We start from the raw sequence: 20,074 nt of genomic DNA, 5'->3' as shown, positions 1-20,074 counted from the left end.
CGATCCGCGCTGCTCAGGTCGCTGAGGCCGCGCGGCTCACCGCCCTGCTCCTCACCGCGAACACGAGTTCGGATGGGCGTCTGGTGCGCGTCAGCGAGGACGGTTCGCGCGAGTGGCGTTCGGTGTCGTTTCACGAAGAATGCCGGTGCCGCGGGTCGTGGTACCCATCTCAGCGAGGAACCGCGACGGGGACCGCTCCCCCCGCCCCGCAGATCTCGACCACGACAGCGCCAACGTTCGCGCGGCGCGCGTGACACCTACATAGGCCAGACGCCGTTCCTCGTCGATCGACTCGAAGGTCGTCGCGTACGAGATGGGCAATGAGCCCTCGGCCCACCCAGCCAGGTGCACGTGGGCCCATTCGAGCCCCTTCGCCGCATGCAGGGTCGACAGGGTCACCGTGCGCATCGTCGGCTCGTGCTGGTCCTTCGCCCGCGCCATCAGCGCGTCGCTGAAGCTGCGCAGGTTCGCGTCGGGTCCGGCCTCTTCCGCGAGCCTCAGGATGGCGCGTCGCGCCTCCCAGCCGCCGCGTTGAGCACCACCGGCCGCCGGCGGCTCCTCGGTGAGACCGAGCTCACGCAGCACTCGCTGCACCCCAGGCAGGAACCCCTGTTCGCTCGGAGCGACGGCAGCAGCGCGCAGCGCGAGGATCGCCTGACGCACCTCCGGCATCGAGAAGAAGCGGGTCCCTCCCAGAACCGACGTCGCGATGCCCTCGGCGCCGAGGGCCTGCTGCAGCACGGCGGACTGGGCGTGGGCGCGGTAGAGCACCGCGATCTCCGAAGGGGAGGCACCAGCCTCGATACGCGCGGAGATCGCTGCGGCGATACCCGCCGCTTCCTCACCCTCCGTGTCGTATGCGGTGACCGTCGGAGCATCCGCGGTGAACTGCTCCCGCGCGGGCACGAGCTCAAGAGCACCTGCGCGGCCGTGCATCAGAGCGTTCGCCACCGTGAGGATCGGGGGCTGGGATCGGTAGTTCGTCTCCAGCCGCACCACGGTGGCGTCAGGGTGACGACGCTCGAACTCGAGCAGGAATCGCTGCTCGGCGCCGGCGAACGAGTAGATGGTCTGGCTGGCGTCGCCGACCACGCAGATGTCGTGCCGGTCACCGAGCCAGAGTTCGAGCAGGCGGTTCTGCAGCGGAGAGACGTCCTGGAACTCGTCGACGGTGAAGTGACGGTACTGCTCGTGGACGGAGGCGGCGACCCGCGGCTCGGCCTCCAGCATGCCGGCGCACGCGAGGAGCACGTCTTCGAAGTCGAGCTGGCGACGGTCGTCCTTCAGCGCCTCGTACCCGCGCATCAGCTCGACGAGCTGGCCGGCGTCGACCCCGCTGATGGGGCGTCCGAGCGCGGCGTACTGGTCGATGGAGAGCATCGAGACCTTGCGCCACTCGATCTCGGAGGCGATGTCACGGAGGGTCGCGGTGGTGGGCCGAAGGCGGATCGCATCGGCTGCCTGCCCCAGCATCCGCACCTTGTTGTCGATGATCGACGGGGCCGGCGAGCCGGCCAACGTGGGCCAGAAGAAATTCAACTGCGCAAGCGCGGTCGCGTGGAAGGTGCGGGCGGCGACCCCCTCCACGCCGAGCGCGCGTAGCCGGCCCCGGAGCTCGCCCGCGGCTTTGGCGGTGAAGGTGACCGCCATCACACGCGACGGCGAATACGCACCGGTATCGACACCGTGCGCGATGCGGTGCGTGATGACGCGCGTCTTTCCGGTCCCTGCTCCAGCGAGCACGGCGACGGGTCCTCGCAACACGGATGCTGCCGCCCGCTGCCGCTCGTCGAGGGCATCGAGTGCGCTCACGCGCGATCCTCGTACCAGTCGATGATCAGGGCGCGGGCGATCGATGCGGGACCTGGGAGTCCGACCGGTCCGTCTCCGGCGAGCGCGGATCCGATCTCGGCGCGCGTGAACCAGCGCACCTCGATGATCTCCTCACCGTCGGGGCGCGCCGCTGACTCGTCATCGACGATCGCACGGAACCCGACCATGAGCGACCGCGGGAACGGCCAGGCCTGAGAGGAGATGTATCGCAGGGCGGACAGACGCACCCCTGACTCCTCCTCGATCTCGCGGTACGCGGTCGATTCGAGCGACTCCCCTGCCTCGGTGAAGCCCGCGAAGCAGGAGAACATCCGTCCGCCCCAGTTCGCGTTGGCTCCGAGCAGAAGGCGTTCGCCGTCGCGGCTCTCGACGGCGACGATCACGGCCGGATCCGTGCGGGGAAAGTGCTGGCGGCCGCATACGAGACAGCGCCGAGACCACCCGGCTTGTTGAAGTTCTGTCCCCCCACCGCACGTCGGGCAGAACGGTGCATCGCGAAGCCAGCCGGCGAGGGCGATGGCACCGATGAGCAGCTCTGACTCCTGCCCGTCGATGCGTCCGCCGAGGTCGCGCAGCCCGAGCCAGATCTCATCGGGTGCGGCGTCGAGCGCTTCGGTCTCCGGCGGGGCAGCCGCCAACAGCAGCACCGAGCCGTCGGCATCGCGTCCCAGAAGAGCCCACGTCGCTTCCACGACCGCTGCGGGCGGAACTCGCAGCAATGCGGAATCGACGACTCGGACCCGGCCTTCACGCACCACGATCACGCGGGTCATCGGGTCGTCGCGCAGGCGATCGAGCACGTCCGGCTCCTCGCGGAGTTCGGCTGCACGGTCGAGGGACGGGCGCTGAATGGTCATCGACTCCCTCTTTCACGGGCGTGGCGGAGGCGGGACCGCCCCTGAGCCCACCTACCCTGGGGGCATGGGACGCTCTCCATTCACTCTAGCCGCGGCAGTGACCGCCGCACTGCCCGGGGCGGAGGTCACCGGCGCCCGCGGTCTGAGTGCAGACGGCGACGGACGCTTCGACTCGGCCATCGCCACGCTGGCAGACGGCCGTGAACTCGCGATCCGCGTCGCCGACGACGATGAGACGGCGCGCGAACTCGCGGCCGAGGCGATCGCGCTGCGCGCGCTGACCGACGGCGCGCGGGCCATGCTCCCCTTCCGCGCCCCCGCCTACATCGGCGAGACGCGCATCGGCGACGGACGCGCGCTCGTCACAGAGCTCCTCCCCGGTTTCCAGATCGAGGCCGCGATGGTACCGGCCGGGCGCGGCGCAGCGGAGTCGATGGGTACGTCGATCGCCGCAGTGCACGGGCTGCCCACTTCCGTCGTCCGCGGTGCAGGACTCACCACTCGCAGCGCCGAGGAGAGTCGCGCAGAACTCGAGCGGCTGATCGACACCGCGGCGGCCACCGGCCGGGTTCCCGCTCGTCTGACCGTCCGCTGGCGCGATGCCGTCGCTGACGACGACCTGTGGCGGTTCGAGTCGACCGTGGTGCTCGGCGGCGTCCAGGCGACCTCGTTCCTGTTCCAGGATGACCCCGAACGCGGGCCGGAGGTCGTCGGCCTCCTCGGCTGGCACGGGCTCTCCGTCGGGGACCCCGCCGTCGATCTCTCCTGGCTTTCTGCCGCGGCCGAAGCCTCCGACGACGTGCACGCCGCCTACGCGCGCTCCATCGACCGGGCGCCGGACGGCGGTCTCGAGGTGCGCGCTCGCCTGCTCGCCGAGCTGGAGTTCGCGCGGTGGCTCGTGCACGGCGACTCGATGCACCGGCCCGACATCGTCGACGATGCGGCAACCCTGCTCGTCGCCCTCGCCGAGGGACTGCACTCCGAAGACCTCAGCATCATCGAAGAACGCAGCGCCGGCGTCGACTCCGCCCTGGATGCGCTCGACCGCGTGCCCAAGGACGCCGTCGTCGAGGTCGACACCTCGATGCACACCGATGCCTACAACCCCGAAGAGCTGTGGATCGAGATGCCGGAGGAGTCGGACTCGACCCAGACCGACACGGCCTCCGCTGAGCCCTTGCCCGATGCCGCAGCCGATCGGGATCAGGATGACAGCGGCCACCGTTCCGAGATGCTGAACGTCGAGACCGAGGACCTGTCGGCCGCGAGGAGCATCTTCGCAGGAACCCATGCCGCCGACGACCGCAACGGATCGCGTCCTAGCGCGTCGGACACGGGCGCCGAGTACGACGAGGCTGACTCGAACGAGGCTCAGCGTGCGGCGCGAGCAGCACTCCAGCGATGGAAGAGCTCCTCCTCGGAGTAGACGCGATCGCCGCGGATGATCAGGTCGTCCGCCACGTAGTACAACGCCACATCGATGTCGTCCAGCGGCACGTCGAAACGACGGTGGTACGCGAGTCGATAGAGCGCGAGCTGCAGCATCCGCTCGTCGCGTTCCTTCGCTGTGCGCGGAGCCTTACCCGTCTTCCAGTCGACGATCTCGATGCGTCCACCGCGATCAGCCCGTCGGTACACGGCGTCGAGCTTGCAGATGACGATGTGGGATCGTGGTTCGCCGTCGTTCTCGGGCAGACCGGCACCGAGTGCGAAGTCGATCTCGATCTCCACGGCGATCGGTTTCAGCCCGCCCCATTCGCTGCGCTCGAAGATCTCCTGCAGAACCGAGAGGTCGGCAGCGTCGGCAGCGGCGCCCGGCCCGTCGGGTGCCTGCGTCGTGGCATGCGCGGGATCGGGGGGCACCTCGTCGGCATCGATCTCCCAGAGCGCCTCGTCGACGCGGCTGCCGACGCCGACGAGCTCGGAGCGCTGCTCGACCCAGGCGTGGAAAAGGGTGCCGAGGCGAGTCTGCCGGTACGGTCGCTCGGGCATCGGCCTGACGATCGACGACAGCGTGCCGGAGAAGTCGGTGACGTAGTCCTTGAATCGCGATGCCGGCACGCGGGTGGGGGCCTCAGCGTCGGTACCGCGCTGGCGGGCCGCACGCTCCGCGAGCAGACGCGTGAGTTCGATCGACGGCTCAGCCGTACCGGAACGGGTCGCCTCGCCCACCACAGCAGCGGCCGCAGCGACGACTTCTCGCCGCGCACCCAGCGGGTCGAGCGGCCAACGAAGGGTTGCTCCGGGGCCGTCATAGGGGTTCTCATCCGGATCCACCGTCTCGATGGGATCGAGCCCCCGCACCTCGATAGCCTCGGCGAGATAGGGACTCGGTGTACGCGGCGCCTTCTGCCCCGCCCAGTGCGCACCACTGAGCAGCAGATCGGTCCGCGCACGGGTGACCGCGACATACGCGAGACGCCGCTCCTCCTGCTGCTGGTAGGTGCGGTAGGCGTCTTTGAAGCGCTTGAGTGCACCGCCCTGCGGATTGGCCTTCGTAGCCCCTCCCGACAACGAAGCCTGAGCGAGCTTCTGACGTTTGTCGGGATCGGCCTCGTCGCCCATCGCCTCCACCGGATCCCACTCGAAGCGGGGCAGCGCATCGCGATCACCTCGCAGAGCGAACGGCACGACGCCGAACCCGAACCAGCCGGAGGTGTCGGACACGCGGCTGGGAAGTTCGTCGACCACGAGGCGGACCACCGCGACGGCGTCCCACTCCAGCCCCTTCGACCCGTGGATCGTGAGCAGCTGCACGACCCCGGCCTCCGGAGGCTCAGGACGAGGCATCAGCTCATCCGTGCTCTCGGCCTTGTCGAGCCAGGCGAGCAGGCTGCCGATACTCCCCCGTTCGTCTGCGGCGAGGAACGCCCGCACCTCATCGGCGAAGGCTCTCAGCTGCGTCGCCGCGATGCGAGCCGGCCCTCTGGTCTCGTTCGCGGCCAGCTCGATGTCCAGCCGCAGCTCGAGCTCGATGAGACGGATCAGCTCCGGGATCGGCTGCGAGGACGCACGGCGAAGCCGTTCCAGCATCTCGCCTGCCGCACGCACCCGTACGCGACCGTCGGGGGTGATCGTCTCGAGCAGCCGATAGTCGTCACGCACCGCCCGCACCACGTCGACCGCATCGATGATGGAGACTGCTTCGTCGGCGCCGCGCGAGGAGCGCAACCGTGCCCGTACCTCTTCGGGCAACGGCGCCATCGCGGTGTCGCGCTCGGAGAGCGTGCGACCGAGATCGTAGAGAGCAGCCATGTCGGCCACGCCGACTCCGAAGCGTGGCCCCGTGAGCAGACGGATCAGCGCCGAGCCCGCGGTCGGGTCGTGCACGACCCGCAGAGTCGAGACGACGTCGACCACCTCCGGCGTCGCGAGCAATCCGCCCAAGCCCAGGATGCGGTGCGGGATGCGGCGAGCGGCGAGCGCGGCCGCGAAGGTCTGCATGTGCCGCTTCGACCGGAAGAGGATCGCCCCGGTGTGCGGTCTCGCCCCTTGCGTCTCGCCGGAGCCGGAACCGCGGGCCTCGTGTGCAGCCCGACGCTGGGCGAACCACTCCGCCACCGCGGATGCCTCCTCATCGACCGTGAACGGATACTCCACGGTCACGGTGCCATCGCCCGCTCCCGGGCGGGGCTCGAGAGGCGGTACATCGAGCCCTGGCCGCTGTAGCGGGCTCAGCACGCTGTTCGCGATGTCGAGGATGCCGCGGTCGTTCCGCCAGCTCGTCATGAGGCTGTAGGTCTCTGCCGTCGCGGTGCTCGAGAAGGTCCGGGAGAAGGCATAGAGGTTGTCGGCGCTCGCACCCCGCCAGCCGTAGATCGACTGATGGGGATCCCCGACCGCCATCACCGCGGAGTCCCGGAAGAGTTCTGCGAGGAAACGCGTCTGGATGACGGACGTGTCCTGATACTCGTCCAGCAGCACGACGCGGTGCTGCTCACGCAGCTCGGCGCGCACGTCCGGTGCAGACTCGACGATGTCGTAGGCGCCGCTGACCTGGTCCGCGAAGTCCAGCACTCCACGCCGTTCCTTCTCCGCGATGTAGTCGCGTACCAGGCGTGACAGCGTCGGCAGGCTGAGAAGGTTCATCGCCGCCTTCTCGACATCGCCGTTGCCGCGGTACGGCTCGAACGCGACGGCCTGCTCGTGCGCGATGCGTTGAGCCAGATCGAGGTCCACCCGATGATCGAGGGCGTCTCCCGCGAGTCGTTGCACAGCATCGATGACAGTGCCCAGCGCGAACTCGATGCTCTCCAGTTCCGGGATGTCACTGCGGAGCACGACCTCGCGCGCCAGCATCCAGGAGGCGGCCTGAGAGAGCATCGCCACGTCGGGATCCCGACCGATGCGCGCCGCGTGCTCGCGGACGATGCCGTCGGCGAAGGCGTTGTAGGTCGAGACCCGAGGGCGGATCATCAGATCTTCGGCCGACCGAGGCGTCACAGGGTCCCACCCGGTGACGCGATGCGCGGCGAGCTCATCGAGCACATGCGCGCGCACCAGTTCACGTTGCCGACCCTGCGCGGCCTCGTCGACTCGGCGGAGCGAGCCCTCTGCCACGATCGCGGCAAGGTGGGGCAGCAAGCCCCGGCGTCCGTACTCATCGATGACCGCGAGGCGATGACTGATCCGCTCCGCGAGCTCCCCCGCAGCCTTTCGAGTGAAGGTGAGGCCGAGGATCTCGTCTCGCCGGACATGCCCGTTGGCGACGAGCCAGACCACACGCCCCGACATCGTCTCGGTCTTGCCGCTGCCCGCGCCGGCCACGACGAGGGCAGGCTCCGGCGGCGCTTCGATCACCCGCTGTTGGGCAGGCGTGGGCGAAGGCAGGCCGAGCGCCGCGGCGATGTCGGTCGCAGAGATGCCCTCGCCGCCGCTCCAGCCCGTCACGAGCTCACCGCCGGCACCGTGTGGATGCGACATGGATGCACGCGACGCTGGGTGTCGGCGCAGTGCGACTCGACCTGCGCGGTGAAGCTCGATGCCGTCATCCCGTGGGCGGCATGCGACACCCGCCGCAGGAATGCCGAACGCGACTCGTCATCGAGTGTGTGCTGATGCGCGATGCGGTAGTCGCTCTTCGCGAGGGTCTTCGAGACGATGACGAGGCGCGCCCCTGCCAACGACTCCGGCGGAGCCCCCTCGACCAATCCCTGCTGGACAGCCACCTGATAGGCGGCCAGCTGCGCATGTTCGAGCACCCCGGAGTCTGACTCCGGGTCGTTCTTCCCGGTCTTCAGGTCGACGACAACCGTCGGACCGTCCTGACCACCGGACATCCGCTCCCATCCGCGTCCTCGGGCCTGGGCGTGCTCGCCGGCGCCGGCGGGGTATGCCTCGACGCGGTCGATGTACCCGTGGATGATCGCCTGATTCGCACTGTCGTCTCCCACCGGGTGCACGGCGGGAGCGGATTCGGTGTCGGCCGCGGCTGCGACGTCGACGGCGAAGCGGAACTCCATCTCGCTGCCGATCACACGTCCGCCCTCCCGGCGCACATCGCCCAGATACGTGTGCAGCCGACTGACGAGCAGGTCGGCACGACGTCGCTCTTTGCGGCCGATCCACTCGGTTTCGAAGTCGAGCTCCGGCCAATGCTCGGCGACGATCGCCCGCATCTGCTCGAGGTCGCCGTCTGGAACCCGCTCCATCGCCTCATGGACGATCGTGCCGATGCCGGCGGTCGGGGGCATCACCGTGTCGCCACCGAGAGCCGAGACGACCCAGTTCAGGCCGCACTCCTCATAGGACTCCATCTTCGACGGCGACACCCGCGCGCCGGCGACGGCCAGATCCCGCAACGGCGCATCGGTGGAAGCAGGTGTCACTCCGTACCACTCGCCGGGATCAGCGCCGGGGACGCCCTCCCGTGCGAGCACGGCGAGCTGTCCGGCGGCGTCTCGTCGAGTCGATTCCGCGCGGGCCGTGGTGAGGGTGCGTCGATGCCGTGCGACCAGACCCCGCAGAGTGAGCGGATGCTCGGCCGAGGCATGTCGCTCCGGTGGCTCAGGGGCAGGCAGGAAGCCGAAGAACGCGCTGGGCGTCAGGTCGTCATCGTCCACTGCCGTGATCAGGAGTCGGTCGCGCGCCCTCGACACGGCGCGGACGAACAGCCGCAGCTCGTCGTGCAACGCTGCACGCCGCCGATCCAGAGCTCCTGGCGGCTCGATGAACTCCCCCGTGCGTGCGGCCTGGATCGCGTCGGCCAGACGCCACGTCTGGAGCAGACCGCCGCGCAGCCGTACGTTCGGCCAGATGCCGTCTTGCACCCCGGCGACGACGACCGCGTCGAACTCCGTCCCCAGCGCCGTAGCCGGAGTCAGCAGTGTGACCTTTCCCGGCCGGTCAGGAGTGGACAGCGAGTCTTCGGGGACCTCGCTGTCGAGGATGTCCCGCACGAACGTCTCGGGCTTCTCGTTGGGCGTGCGCTCGACGAAGCGCTTCGCGGCATCGAACAGCGACACCAGCGCATCGAGCGAGCGCGCGGTCTCCGCACCGGTCGGCAGCAACGAGATCTCGCGCCAGGCGACCTGCAGCCGCCTGCCGTCGACGGCGCGCGCCTGATCCCACACCCGCCACAGCAGGTCGTGGATCGTCTCGCCGGAGGCCGCACCGCGCGCGACGGCCTCGATCGTCTCGGCGAAGCGCTCGGCGGTGCGCGACTCCGGCGCGTCGATCAGCGTGAGGTGTGACGGATTCGCCATCGCCTGACGCAGCAGTTCGCGGGCCGGCGTCGAGCCTCCCTGCTCGAGCTCGATGTGCCGGAGTCGAGCACGCAGTCTCCGCAGTCCGATCGCATCCGTCCCGCCGAACGGGGTGCGCATCGCCTCTTCGAGTGCCTGTGATGTGCGCTCATCGACCGGAGTCAGGGCCAGCCGCACGATGCCGACGATGTCGCGCACGATCCCTTCGCTGCCGAGCGGGCGCTGCACCCCGGCGGCGCGTGTCGGGATCTCTCGTGCCGCCAGCTCGGTCTCGAGCGTGGTCACCTGGCGGGTGTCGTGCGCGATGACCGCCATCCGATCCCAGCGGATCCCGTCGGTGAGGTGCCAGCCTCGCATTACCCCGGCGATGCGATCGAGCTCTTCGTAGGGCGAAGGCGCCAGAAAGGTCGAGACTCCGGCATCGACCTCGTCGGCGGTCACCGGCACGGGCGCCCGGCGGTGCTCGACGCGGCCGGACACACCGATCGCCTGCGTCACCGTGCGTGTGAGAGCCGTGAGAGCCGATCGCTGGCGATGCGTGCCGTCGAGCACGTGCACCTCGCCCAGCACGCCGGCGAGCTGGGCGAAGAGCTCGGGACTGGCGCCGCGGAACGATCCGGAAGAGATGTCGGGGTCGCCGAATGCGAGCACGGCGATCCCGCGGCTGCGCAGAGCCCGCACGATGCCGATCCCTCCTCGGGTGAGCTCCTGGGCATCGTCGATGAGCACGACCCGCAGAGGCGCGAGGGCGCCGAGGGTCGTCGCCTCCGCCGTCTGGAGGATCATGCTCGCCTCGCTCAGCAGATCGGCGGCGTCACGGTGGGCGGCTCGGAGCGCGTCGAGCACAGCGCGGTACTCCACGAGGAAATCCGCTGACGCGGCCCAGACCTCGTTGCCGGATGCCCGCAGCTCATCCGCAGTCGCCCCGATCTCGGTGCACTCGGCGAGGAACGCCCGCAGCTCCGACCTGAAGCCCTTCGAAGCGCGCACGGAGGCGCTCAGCGCATCGGGCCAGCGGATCCGCTCGTCCTCCGCATCCCCTGCCAGCAGCTCCGCGATGATCCGGTCCTGATCGGCACCGGTGAGCAGCGCGGGCGGCTCTGCCCCCTCTCGCACCATCGCCCCGCGCACCAGCTGGAACGCGAAAGAGCCCAGCGATCGTGCCAGCGGCCCAGGGGTCGCCTGACCGATCCGCACCCCGATCCGGTCTCGCAGCGCCGTCGCCGCCTGACGGTTCGGGGTGAGGGCGAGCACCTGCTCCGGGTGCATCGCCTCGGCATCGAGCAGGTGCACGACCCGGTCGATGAGGGTGGACGTCTTCCCGGTTCCCGGTGCACCGATGATGACCCCGGACGCGGTCGGCTCGGCGGCGATCACAGCACGCTGAGCGGCATCCGGTGTCATGTCCTCCACGCTATCCGGACGCGCGGACATCGTCGTCCGGCCGCGCCCGATACATCCTCGTCCCCGTCTGTGCGCTCACGGCGAAACCGGCCATGAGGGCCGATCCGGCCCGGTGCGCGCGGGGTAGAGTTGGCGCAGTCCCCGAACTTCAAGGAGCACGCGTGGAAATCCGCATCGGCATCATCAACACCGGCCGTGAACTGAGCTTCGACACCGGCGCGAGCGCCGACGAGGTCCGCACTCAGGTCACCGCAGCGCTGGAGCAGAGCACGACTCACGTGAGCTTCGCCGACGTGAAGGGCAACTCCTACATCGTCCCCACCGCGAACCTCGCCTACATCGAGCTGGGCACCGAGGAATCGCGCCGCGTGGGCTTCGTCGCCTGAACCGTCGATGTACATCCTCCTCGCACTCATCGGCGCGTGCGCTCTGGGTATCGCCGCGCACTTCCTGATCCCCGACCGGCAGCTGCGCGGCGTGGCACTCGTTCCTGCGATCGCGACCGCCGTATCGGCGATCACGTACACCGGCCTGCAGTGGGCCGGCGTCGGTGAGGAGAGCATCTGGCTGTGGCTTGCGAGCGTGCTCGGCGCTGCCCTCATCGCGGGGCTCGCCGCACTGGCCCTCACCGTGCTCCGCAAGCGCTCGGATGCTGAGGCCAGGGTCGCGCTCGGCATCTGACCGACGCTGAGCCGACGAGGTTTCGCCTAGGAAGCGAGGCCCATCGCGTCCATCCGTCGCGCGTGCGCGCCCATCAGCTCGGTGTAGACCGGTTCGATACGCTCTTCGTCGACGTCGAGACGCTCCGGCCGAAGGGCCGAACGGCAGACGAGAATCGTGTCGCCGACCAGGCGACGTGCCCACATCGACAGCAGTGAGCGCCACTCCTCGTCGCTCTCGATCGTCTCCTGCATGATCGCGACGATCTCGTGACGAGCGTCGTCTTCGCGGAGGATCTCGGCCACGCGACGCCCTGTATCGCCGTAGCTGGAGGCCAGCGCGAGATAGAAGTCGTCGAGCATCCCGGCCGTGGTGTACACCGCGAGCAGCGTCTCCCGAGGGCGGGCGCCGATCGTCTTGCGGCGGAACGCGTCGAGGTTCTCCCGGAACGGGAGCATCAGCTGCGTCGGGTCGTCGCCACGCTCGGCGATGAGCTCGACGATCCCGCGGTGCTTGGTCAGGGCTGCGCCGGCCGCGCGCGACAGCGATTCCTTCTCCGACAGCTCAGGCGTGGCGCGGATGAGGCGGGTGAGCGTCTCGAAGTAACCCAGCTGCAGGTAGGCGGCCTGGCCGAGGAAACGGTTGAGCTCCGGGGCGAGTTCGGCGAAGTCGATGCGCGTCGTGTCACCCTGCTCACCCCTGCCGCGCAGGGCGAGGGTGCGCCTCGGCGCGTCTTCGCGCTGCCAGAACCACTTAACCACGAGGTCGTCCTCCCGAGTCCACCACGTCGTTCACAATACTCGTGCGCGGGCGTCCTTCCTGGTCGGCGGCACCCCTCGGGTAGGCTGGGCGTGTCCCCGCCGTCGGAGCGGGGCCCCGCGCCTGTGGCACAAGAGACGGCGTGGATCCGTTAACGTGGCGATCCCGCAGGGTCGCCGGACAGGCAATCTGAATATAGTGACAACTTTCGCTGATCTCGGCGTCGATCAGGACATCGTCGACGCACTCGCCGCCAAGGGCATCATCGACGCGTTCCCCATCCAGGAGCAGACCATCCCCCTCGGCCTTCCCGGCCAGGACATCATCGGTCAGGCGAAGACCGGAACCGGAAAGACCTTCGGCTTCGGCATCCCGGTCGTCCAGCGCCTCGGAAAAGACCCGGAGCACGGCGTCAAGGCACTCATCGTGGTGCCGACGCGTGAGCTCGCGGTGCAGGTGTACGAAGACATCGACCTGCTCACCAGCAACCGCTCAACCAGCGTCGTCGCCATCTACGGCGGCAAGGCATACGAAGGCCAGATCGACCAGCTCAAGGCCGGCGCGCAGATCGTCGTCGGCACGCCCGGTCGTCTGATCGACCTCGCGGGCCAGCGACTGCTCGATCTGTCGAACGCGACTGAGGTCGTACTCGACGAGGCCGACAAGATGCTCGACCTCGGCTTCCTCGCCGACATCGAGAAGATCTTCCAGAAGGTCCCGGCGGTCCGGCACACGCAGCTGTTCTCCGCGACCATGCCAGGACCGATCGTCGCTCTGGCACGTCGCTTCATGACCAACCCGATCCACATCCGCGCGAACGACCCCGACGAGGGCCTCACGCAGGCGAATATCAAGCACCTCGTCTACCGCGCGCACTCGATGGACAAGGACGAGGTCATCGCCCGCATCCTGCAGGCAGAGGGTCGCGGCAAGACCGTGATCTTCACACGCACCAAGCGTGCGGCCCAGCGCCTCGTCGACGAGCTCGGCGACCGCGGCTTCAACGTCGGCGGTGTGCACGGCGACATGGGCCAGGACCAGCGCGAGCGTTCGATGGCCGCGTTCAAGGCGGGCAAGCGTGACGTGCTCGTCGCGACCGACGTGGCCGCCCGAGGCATCGACGTCGACGACGTGACGCACGTCATCAACCACACCATCCCCGACGAGGACAAGACGTATCTGCACCGCGCAGGTCGTACGGGTCGCGCCGGCAAGACCGGCATCGCGGTGACCTTCGTCGACTGGGAAGACCTGCACAAGTGGGCCCTGATCAACCGTGCCCTGGAGTTCGGCCAGCCCGAGCCGATCGAGACGTACTCGTCGAGCCCGCACCTGTACGAAGATCTCAACATCCCCCAGGGCACGAAGGGCCGTCTGAGGTCGGCCCCGAAGACCGAATCCGTGAAGACCGAGCGCACGCGTCGCCCCGAGCGCGCGGCAGATGTCGCGGCCGAGGGCACCGATGAGACCGGTACGCGTCGCCGTCGTCGCCGTCGCAACAGCACCACCCCGGTCGGCTCGACGTTCGCAGAGGGCCCCACCGAGGCCGTGTCCGACGAGGGACAGTCCGCTCCGTCGGCAGACCGCAGCGCCGAGGGCGCCGGTACGCATGACGGTGCCGGCAAGGAGCACCACGACGGAAAGCCGACTCCGGCTCGTCGTCGTCGTCGCCGCCGTGGCGGCTCTGGCGCGGGCGCCGCTCCCGTCACCGGAGCCTGAACCCCGCACTGACCTCAAGGGCGCTTACGGCCGGGAGTCCTTCCCGGCCGTAAGCGCCCTTCGTGTGTGCGGAACGCGATGCCGGTCGGAGGTCACTCGATCCCGGCCCGCTGTCCCCTGACCTCGTCGACGCCGACAGCGCCGTCCCCGGAGTCGCGCAGCAACCGGGCGGGGACTTGTGGCGGATACACCCAGGCGACGAGAACGACCGAGATGATCATCAACAGGAACCACGAACTCAGCTTGCTCAGTGACACCGGCTTCCATCCCTCCGCCTGATCGGGGTATGCCCACGCGCCCGCCCAGGTGCCGATGTTCTCCGCGAGGTAGATGAACACGGCGACTCCCCCGAACACCGCGAGCAGTGGCAGCCTGATCGTCCGGCGCCAGATTCGCGCATGCATCACCGTGGGCAGCCAGAGCAGCACGACGCCGGCGAGCAGCACCCAGCGGGCATCCCACCACCAGTGGTGCGCGAAGAAGTTGACGTAGATCGCCGCCGCGAGGATCGCCGTCATCCAGCGTCGCGGGTACTGCGTGAAACTCAGGTCGAACAACCGGTACACGCGGACCATGTACGAGCCGATGGCCGCATACATGAATCCGCTGTACAGCGGGACTCCGCCGATCCGCAGGAATCCATCCGCAGCGTACGCCCACGAGCCCACGTCGGTCTTGAAGAGCTCCATGGCCGTGCCGGTGATGTGAAAGAGCACGATCACCCACAGTTCGCGACCGCTCTCCAGTCGGAACACCAGCATCGCGACCTGAATGAGCACTGCGGCGATCGTGAGAGCGTCATTGCGGGCGAGCGCTGCATCGTCGGGATACCAGAGGCGCGCCGCGACGATCACGACCAGCAGCGCCGCACCGAAGATGCACGCCCACGCCTGCTTGACCACGAACACAGTGAACTCGATCAGGCCCGCGCGGATGCCGTTGGACGGAGCGCCGACGAGGAGGCGATGAGCCCACGCGTCGACGCGTCGCTCCAGGGAAGTCGCTCGCTGCATGCCTCGGACGGTATCGGTCCCGCTCGACAGGCCGCCGGGAGGTGACCGACAGAATGCCGAGGATCAGGGAAAACGCGGGGCGGTGCCGGTGCCGCGTGCTATGAGCCTTTCCACCATCTCCTCGGAGGTGGTGTTCTCTCCTGGACGGTTCGGCTTGCCGGTGCCGTGATAGTCGCTCGAGCCGGTGACGATGAGGTCGTGCTTCGCGGCGATCTCGCGCAGCATCCTCTTGCCCGCCTCCGTGTTCTCGCGGTGCTCGATCTCGAACCCGCCCAGGCCCGCCGCGATGAGTCGCTCGATGAACGGCACGGGCATCATGCGGTCCCGCCCCGCCGTCACGGGATGCGCGATGATCGCCACTCCCCCGGCTTCGGTGATCAGACGCACCGCGGTCAGCGGATCGGGGGCGTAGTGCGGCTCGTAGTATCCCTCTCGTGGGTGCAGGATGCCGTCGAAGGCCTCGGTCCGGTCGCGCACGATGCCACGGGCGATGAGGGCGTCCGCGATATGCGGGCGTCCGACGGTCGCATCCAGCGTCGTCTGGGCGACCACGTCGTCCCACTGCAGGTCGTAGTCGCGGCCGATGTTGCGGACGATGCGCTCCGCACGACCGATCCGATCGCCGCGGATGCGTTCGGTCTCGGCGCGCAACGCATCGTTCTCCGGGTCGAAGAGGTAGCCGAGCACATGGACGCTGCGCCACTCGTGCTTCGCCGAGAGTTCCATCCCCGGGATGAACGTCATCCCGAGCGAGACGGCAGCGTCTCCGGCCTCAGTCCACCCGGTGGAGCGGTCGTGATCGGTGAGGGCGAGCGTGCGCACCCCGTGCGCGTGAGCCTGGGCGACCACCTCTGCCGGTGACTCCGTGCCATCGGAATGGTTGGAGTGCAGGTGCAGGTCGGCGGGACCTGTGAACCCCTGGGACGAAGTGGCCATCCTCTGAGCGTACCCAGCGCCACCCGGACCGGGCGCGCGGACGCACGGAAGCGGATGTCGGGGCAGGGACTTCACAGGCGGCGCTTCTAGGCTGGAGGGGATGTTTCGACTACTGGGGATCCTCTTCACCGTGCTGTTCGCGATCGCGACGGCGGTCGTGGTCTGGCCGCAGTTCTTCCGCCTCGAGCAGACATATCCGTTCGCACAGCTCGTATCGGTGCGCGGTCTCGTGCTCGGTGGACTCCTCATCGTCGCGGTGCTCGCGCTCCTGCTGCTGTTCGCTCGCCCGCTGCGGGGCTTCGCCGCCTCCGTGCTGATCGTGGCGCTGCTCGGAGCCGGCGCGACCGCGGCGATCGGGGCCACTCGCGGCTTCGGCGCCTCCGCCCTTCCGGACAAGACCGACGGCAGCGTCCGAGTGCTCACCTGGAACACCGCGGGCGAAGCCGTAGCCGCCGAGGTGATCGCCCAGCAGATCCTTGATCAGGGCGCCGACATCGTGGCGCTCCCCGAGACGACCGAGGCCGTCGGCGAGCGCATCGCCATCATGCTGCGAGAACAGGGACACCCGATGTGGGTGCATCACGTGCAGTTCCGCCCCGACGTACAAGACGGCCCGCAGTCTTGGCAGACCACGGTGCTGGTGGCCCCCGACCTCGGCGAGTACTCGGTGATCGAGTCGTCGAAGGACGGCACGAGCAACACCGGCTCGGTGCCCAGCGTCGTGCTGATGCCGATCGACGGATCCGGCCCCACGATCGTCGCCGTGCACGCGGTCGCTCCCCGCATGGAGGAGATGCAGCAGTGGCGCAGCGACCTGCAGTGGATCGCCGATCAGTGCCCCCAGGGCGATTTCCTCCTCGCCGGTGACTTCAACGCGACGATCGACCACATGGCCCCGCTCGGAGTGGAAGGCGGTGACATCGGCTACTGCCGCGATGTCGCCTCCCGCACCGGCAACGGCCTCACCGGCACCTGGCCGAGCTCGCTGCCTGCCCTGGCCGGCGCCCCGATCGACCACGTGATGGCGTCGCAGAACTGGAAGCCGACGGGCTCGGTCGTACTCGACGATGCCGGGGGAAGCGACCACCGCGCCCTGGTCGTGCAGCTCGAGCCCGCCGGCTGACTCCCGTACCAGCCCGCCAGGTGACAGACTGGAGGGATGAGCACAGGAGAGCGCGACACGATCGCTGAACCCACCGTCGAAGCGTCTGTCGAGAACGGCACCACGAACCGCAAGCAGCCCTTCCCCCAGGGCTTCCTCGACACCATCTCCACCGGCTGGGCCGAGCGTCCCGAGACGCTGCCGGCTCCGCGGGCGCAGGCCTCGTACGCCGCCGTCCGCCGGGCAGCGGTGTCCGCTGCCTTCCCCGGCAAGCGCCTCGTGATCCCGGCCGGATCCCTCAAGCAGCGCAGCAACGACACCGACTACGTCTTCCGCGCGCACTCCGCGTTCGCCCACCTCACCGGATGGGCATCGGATGCCGAGCCCGATTCGGTCCTCGTCTTCGCACCGACCGACGCCGGCCACGACATCACGCTCTTCTTCCGCGAGCGTGCGGACCGCACGACGACGGAGTTCTACGCCGATGCCACGGTCGGCGAGTTCTGGATCGGACCGCGTCCGTCGCTGGCGGGCGTCGCGGCCGACCTCGACATCGCGACCGCGCACCTGGACGAGCTCGAGGCCGTCCAGGGCGAGCTGGTGCTCGACGACGATGAGGCTCTCACCCGTTTCGTCTCCGAGCTGCGCCTGATCAAGGATGAGTTCGAGATCGCCGAGATGCGCCGTGCCGTCGAGATCACGGCGAACGGCTTCGACGACATCATCCGCGAGCTTCCCGCCGCGACGGCTCACGCACGCGGCGAGCGCGTCGTCGAGGGTGTCTTCCACCGCCGCGCGCGCGAAGACGGCAACGGTGAAGGCTATGACACGATCGCGGCTTCCGGTCCGCACGCCTGCTACCTCCACTGGACGCGCAACGACGGCACGCTCGTCCCCGGCGACCTGATCCTGGTGGACGCGGGTGTCGAGGCCGACAGCCTGTACACCGCCGACATCACCCGCACCCTCCCCGTCTCCGGCACTTTCACCGAGGTGCAGCGTCGGGTCTACGAGACGGTGCGCGAGGCCGCTGACGCCGCGTTCGCCGCCGCCCGGATCGGAGTGCGCTTCCGCGACGTGCACGGCGCCGCCATGAAGGTCATCGCCGAGCGCACGGCCGAGTGGGGGCTGCTGCCCGTCAGCGCCGAAGAGGCTCTGGACGCCGATAAGGGCGGCCAGCACCGTCGGTACATGGTTCACGGCACCTCGCACCACCTCGGCATCGACGTGCACGACTGCGCCCAGGCCCGCCGTGAGATGTACTACGACGGCATCCTGGCACCGGGAATGGTGTTCACGATCGAGCCGGGACTGTACTTCCAGATCGACGACCTCACGGTGCCGGCCGAGCTTCGCGGCATCGGCGTGCGCATCGAAGACGACATCGTGATGACCGAGGACGGCCCCGTGAACCTCTCGGCCGGCATCCCCCGCACGGCCGACGAGGTCGAGGCGTGGATCGCCCGGTTGCAGGGCTGACGTCGTCGGATGCATGAGGGCGAGCTCGCGCTCGATGCCGGGGTCGCGGCGCGCCTGATCGCCCGCCGCTTCCCCGAGCTGCGCGGAGAGACGCTCCGACCGGTCCCCCTCGTAGGGACCGTGAACCGGATCATCCGGGTGGGCGATGGACTCGTCGCCCGCTTCCCGCTGCTCGGGGCATCAGGGGTCGAACTCGAGAACGAGGTCGCCGCGCTCGAGGAGTTCCGCTCGGCGAGCCCGTTCCCCGCACCGCGACCGTACGGCACCGCCGCGCCTTCGGAAGAGTTCGCCTCGGCCTGGGCGGTCCAGACGTGGGTCGATGGCGAACCGGCCGACCCCGTACGTTCGGCCGCGTCCGAGTCACTCGCCCGTGACCTGGCAGCCTTGATCCGTGCCTTGCGCGCCACCGACGTGCGCGGCCGCGTGTTCGACGGGCACGGCAGAGGCGGGCGCCTCGGCGACCACGACGAATGGGTCGCGGAGTGCCTGGCCAGGAGCGGACACCTGTTCGATGTGCGACACGCCGAAAGGCTCTGGGCAGCGCTGCGCGAAGTCGCGCCCGCCGAGACCGCGGTGATGAGCCACCGTGACCTCACGCCGTTCAATCTCCTGGTCGCCGAGCACGAGGGCGACACCCGTCTGGCCGGAGTGCTCGACGGCGGGGGCTTCGGCCCTGCAGACCCCGCACTCGACCTCGTCGCCGCCTGGCACCTCTTCGACGCCCCGGCACGGCGCCTCATCCGTGATGGCCTGGCTGCCGGCGACGCCCAGTGGCAGCGCGGCGGCGCCTGGGCGCTCCAGCAGGCACTCGGACTCGGTTGGTACTACGAGGAGTCGAACCCGGCGATGAGCGCTCTGGGAGTCTCGACCGTGCGGCGTTTGCTGGACGACGCCGACCTGTCGAACCTCGTCGGCTGACCGACCTCAGCCGGACGCGCCACCGAGGACGAACTCCGCCACGATCGGGGCGAGCGAGGCTCCGATCTGCTCGGCGGGGAGTTTGCGTCCCTTCACCTCGAAGGTGTGTCCGCCGCCCTCGACCCAGACCACGCGCGCATCCTCACAGGTCGCGACCGCCTCTTCGAACTGCGAGATCGGCTGGATGAAGGGATCGTTCGTCCCCTCCACGAAGAGCTGCGGCACTGTGATGCCCGGCAGATGTTCGACGCGCGGCTTCTCCGGTCGTCCTGGCGGATGCAGCGGGTAGCCGAGATAGACGAGCCCGTCGACACGCATGCCTTCGGCGACCGCCATCGATGCCATGCGTCCGCCGTACGACTTCCCGGTCGCCCACAGGGTCGCTGAGGGGGCGGACTCTCGGGCGAAGGCTGCGACGGCGTTCCAGGTCGCGATCGCGTGCGCAGCAGGTCCCGGCATCCGTCGCCCCTGCTCCACGTACGGAAAGTTGAAACGCAGGGTCGAGAAGCCGCGGTCGCTCAGGGCATCGACGTAGCCCGTGAGGAATGGGTGATCCTTCCCGGTGCCTGCACCGTGAGCGACGATCACCGTCGCCCCGTTGTCACCGAGTGTCCAGTCGGCGGACACCGCGGTGGTTCCGTTCGGCAGCGCGACCTGGATCTCGACCATCAGGCGGAGGGAGCGGAGGTC

General features: G+C 69.0%; 15 protein-coding genes. 7 read left to right on the top strand and 8 right to left on the bottom strand.

Features of this window, described 5'->3' with window-relative positions:
* Window positions 1-90 precede the first annotated feature (90 nt).
* Complete coding sequence (locus ACIQTX_RS09035) at window positions 91-1,812, bottom strand: ATP-dependent helicase (RefSeq protein WP_105526907.1); 1,722 nt, start codon at window positions 1,810-1,812, stop codon at window positions 91-93.
* Window positions 1,809-2,690 (bottom strand): NAD(+) diphosphatase, encoded by an 882-nt coding sequence (gene nudC / locus ACIQTX_RS09030; protein WP_105526908.1) that lies wholly within the window; start codon window positions 2,688-2,690, stop codon window positions 1,809-1,811. Before nudC ends, ACIQTX_RS09035 begins: the two co-directional genes overlap by 4 nt.
* Window positions 2,691-2,754: 64 nt before the next feature.
* On the opposite strand from nudC, the gene ACIQTX_RS09025 reads away from it, so the two are divergent.
* Window positions 2,755-4,116 carry a phosphotransferase gene (locus ACIQTX_RS09025; protein WP_402971429.1) on the top strand — a complete coding sequence of 454 codons (1,362 nt, stop codon included), beginning with the start codon at window positions 2,755-2,757 and terminating at the stop codon, window positions 4,114-4,116.
* On the opposite strand, the gene ACIQTX_RS09020 is transcribed toward ACIQTX_RS09025, so the two are convergent.
* Both ACIQTX_RS09020 and ACIQTX_RS09015 read right to left on the bottom strand, forming a co-directional pair.
* On the bottom strand, window positions 4,062-7,613 hold the full coding sequence (locus ACIQTX_RS09020; RefSeq protein ID WP_402971426.1) for a UvrD-helicase domain-containing protein: 3,552 nt from the start codon (window positions 7,611-7,613) through the stop codon (window positions 4,062-4,064). The two genes, ACIQTX_RS09025 and ACIQTX_RS09020, sit on opposite strands and share 55 nt — an antisense overlap.
* Window positions 7,577-10,798 carry an ATP-dependent helicase gene (locus ACIQTX_RS09015; RefSeq protein ID WP_402971423.1) on the bottom strand — a complete coding sequence of 1,074 codons (3,222 nt, stop codon included), beginning with the start codon at window positions 10,796-10,798 and terminating at the stop codon, window positions 7,577-7,579. Before ACIQTX_RS09015 ends, ACIQTX_RS09020 begins: the two co-directional genes overlap by 37 nt.
* A 161-nt stretch (window positions 10,799-10,959) precedes the next feature.
* Between ACIQTX_RS09015 and ACIQTX_RS09010 the strand changes: the two genes are divergently transcribed.
* A complete protein-coding gene (locus tag ACIQTX_RS09010; RefSeq protein WP_028503648.1) occupies window positions 10,960-11,184 on the top strand; it encodes a DUF3107 domain-containing protein in 225 nt (74 codons plus the stop codon).
* 7 nt (window positions 11,185-11,191) lie between these two features.
* Window positions 11,192-11,479: a hypothetical protein gene (locus ACIQTX_RS09005; RefSeq protein WP_402971420.1), complete on the top strand. Its 288-nt coding sequence runs from the start codon at window positions 11,192-11,194 to the stop codon at window positions 11,477-11,479.
* A 26-nt stretch (window positions 11,480-11,505) separates the two neighbouring features.
* Here the strand turns inward: ACIQTX_RS09005 and ACIQTX_RS09000 are convergent, their stop codons facing one another.
* On the bottom strand, window positions 11,506-12,219 hold the full coding sequence (locus tag ACIQTX_RS09000; protein WP_402971417.1) for a ferritin-like fold-containing protein: 714 nt from the start codon (window positions 12,217-12,219) through the stop codon (window positions 11,506-11,508).
* A 196-nt stretch (window positions 12,220-12,415) separates the two neighbouring features.
* Here ACIQTX_RS09000 and ACIQTX_RS08995 point away from each other — a divergent pair, with 196 nt between their 5' ends.
* Window positions 12,416-13,936 (top strand): DEAD/DEAH box helicase, encoded by a 1,521-nt coding sequence (locus ACIQTX_RS08995; protein ID WP_402971414.1) that lies wholly within the window; start codon window positions 12,416-12,418, stop codon window positions 13,934-13,936.
* Window positions 13,937-14,028: 92 nt separating this feature from the next.
* Here ACIQTX_RS08995 and ACIQTX_RS08990 read toward each other — a convergent pair whose 3' ends face one another.
* Together ACIQTX_RS08990 and ACIQTX_RS08985 are read right to left on the bottom strand one after the other, a co-directional pair.
* The gene (locus ACIQTX_RS08990) at window positions 14,029-14,949 is read right to left on the bottom strand and encodes a DUF817 domain-containing protein (RefSeq protein WP_402971411.1); all 921 of its coding nucleotides are present in this window, start codon (window positions 14,947-14,949) and stop codon (window positions 14,029-14,031) included.
* Window positions 14,950-15,012: 63 nt separating this feature from the next.
* Window positions 15,013-15,885, bottom strand: a complete 873-nt coding sequence (locus tag ACIQTX_RS08985; RefSeq protein WP_402971408.1) for a PHP domain-containing protein — start codon at window positions 15,883-15,885, stop codon at window positions 15,013-15,015.
* Between the two features lie 100 nt (window positions 15,886-15,985).
* On the opposite strand from ACIQTX_RS08985, the gene ACIQTX_RS08980 reads away from it, so the two are divergent.
* From ACIQTX_RS08980 to ACIQTX_RS08970, 3 genes are read left to right on the top strand one after another with little or no spacing between them, the layout of a single operon-like run.
* On the top strand, window positions 15,986-17,008 hold the full coding sequence (locus ACIQTX_RS08980) for an endonuclease/exonuclease/phosphatase family protein (RefSeq protein ID WP_402971404.1): 1,023 nt from the start codon (window positions 15,986-15,988) through the stop codon (window positions 17,006-17,008).
* Window positions 17,009-17,044: 36 nt separating this feature from the next.
* A complete protein-coding gene (locus tag ACIQTX_RS08975) occupies window positions 17,045-18,466 on the top strand; it encodes an aminopeptidase P family protein (protein ID WP_402971401.1) in 1,422 nt (473 codons plus the stop codon).
* Window positions 18,467-18,475: 9 nt separating this feature from the next.
* Window positions 18,476-19,384: a phosphotransferase gene (locus ACIQTX_RS08970; protein WP_402971398.1), complete on the top strand. Its 909-nt coding sequence runs from the start codon at window positions 18,476-18,478 to the stop codon at window positions 19,382-19,384.
* A gap of 6 nt (window positions 19,385-19,390) precedes the next feature.
* Here ACIQTX_RS08970 and ACIQTX_RS08965 read toward each other — a convergent pair whose 3' ends face one another.
* Complete coding sequence (locus ACIQTX_RS08965; RefSeq protein WP_402973003.1) at window positions 19,391-20,053, bottom strand: alpha/beta family hydrolase; 663 nt, start codon at window positions 20,051-20,053, stop codon at window positions 19,391-19,393.
* Between the last annotated feature and the right edge of the window lie 21 nt (window positions 20,054-20,074).

The sequence above is a fragment of the Microbacterium sp. NPDC090281 genome (genome assembly GCF_044769635.1).
Taxonomy (GTDB): domain Bacteria; phylum Actinomycetota; class Actinomycetes; order Actinomycetales; family Microbacteriaceae; genus Microbacterium.
Note: the sequence above shows the minus strand (reverse complement) of the source record. Positions and strands in the feature narration are given on the sequence as shown.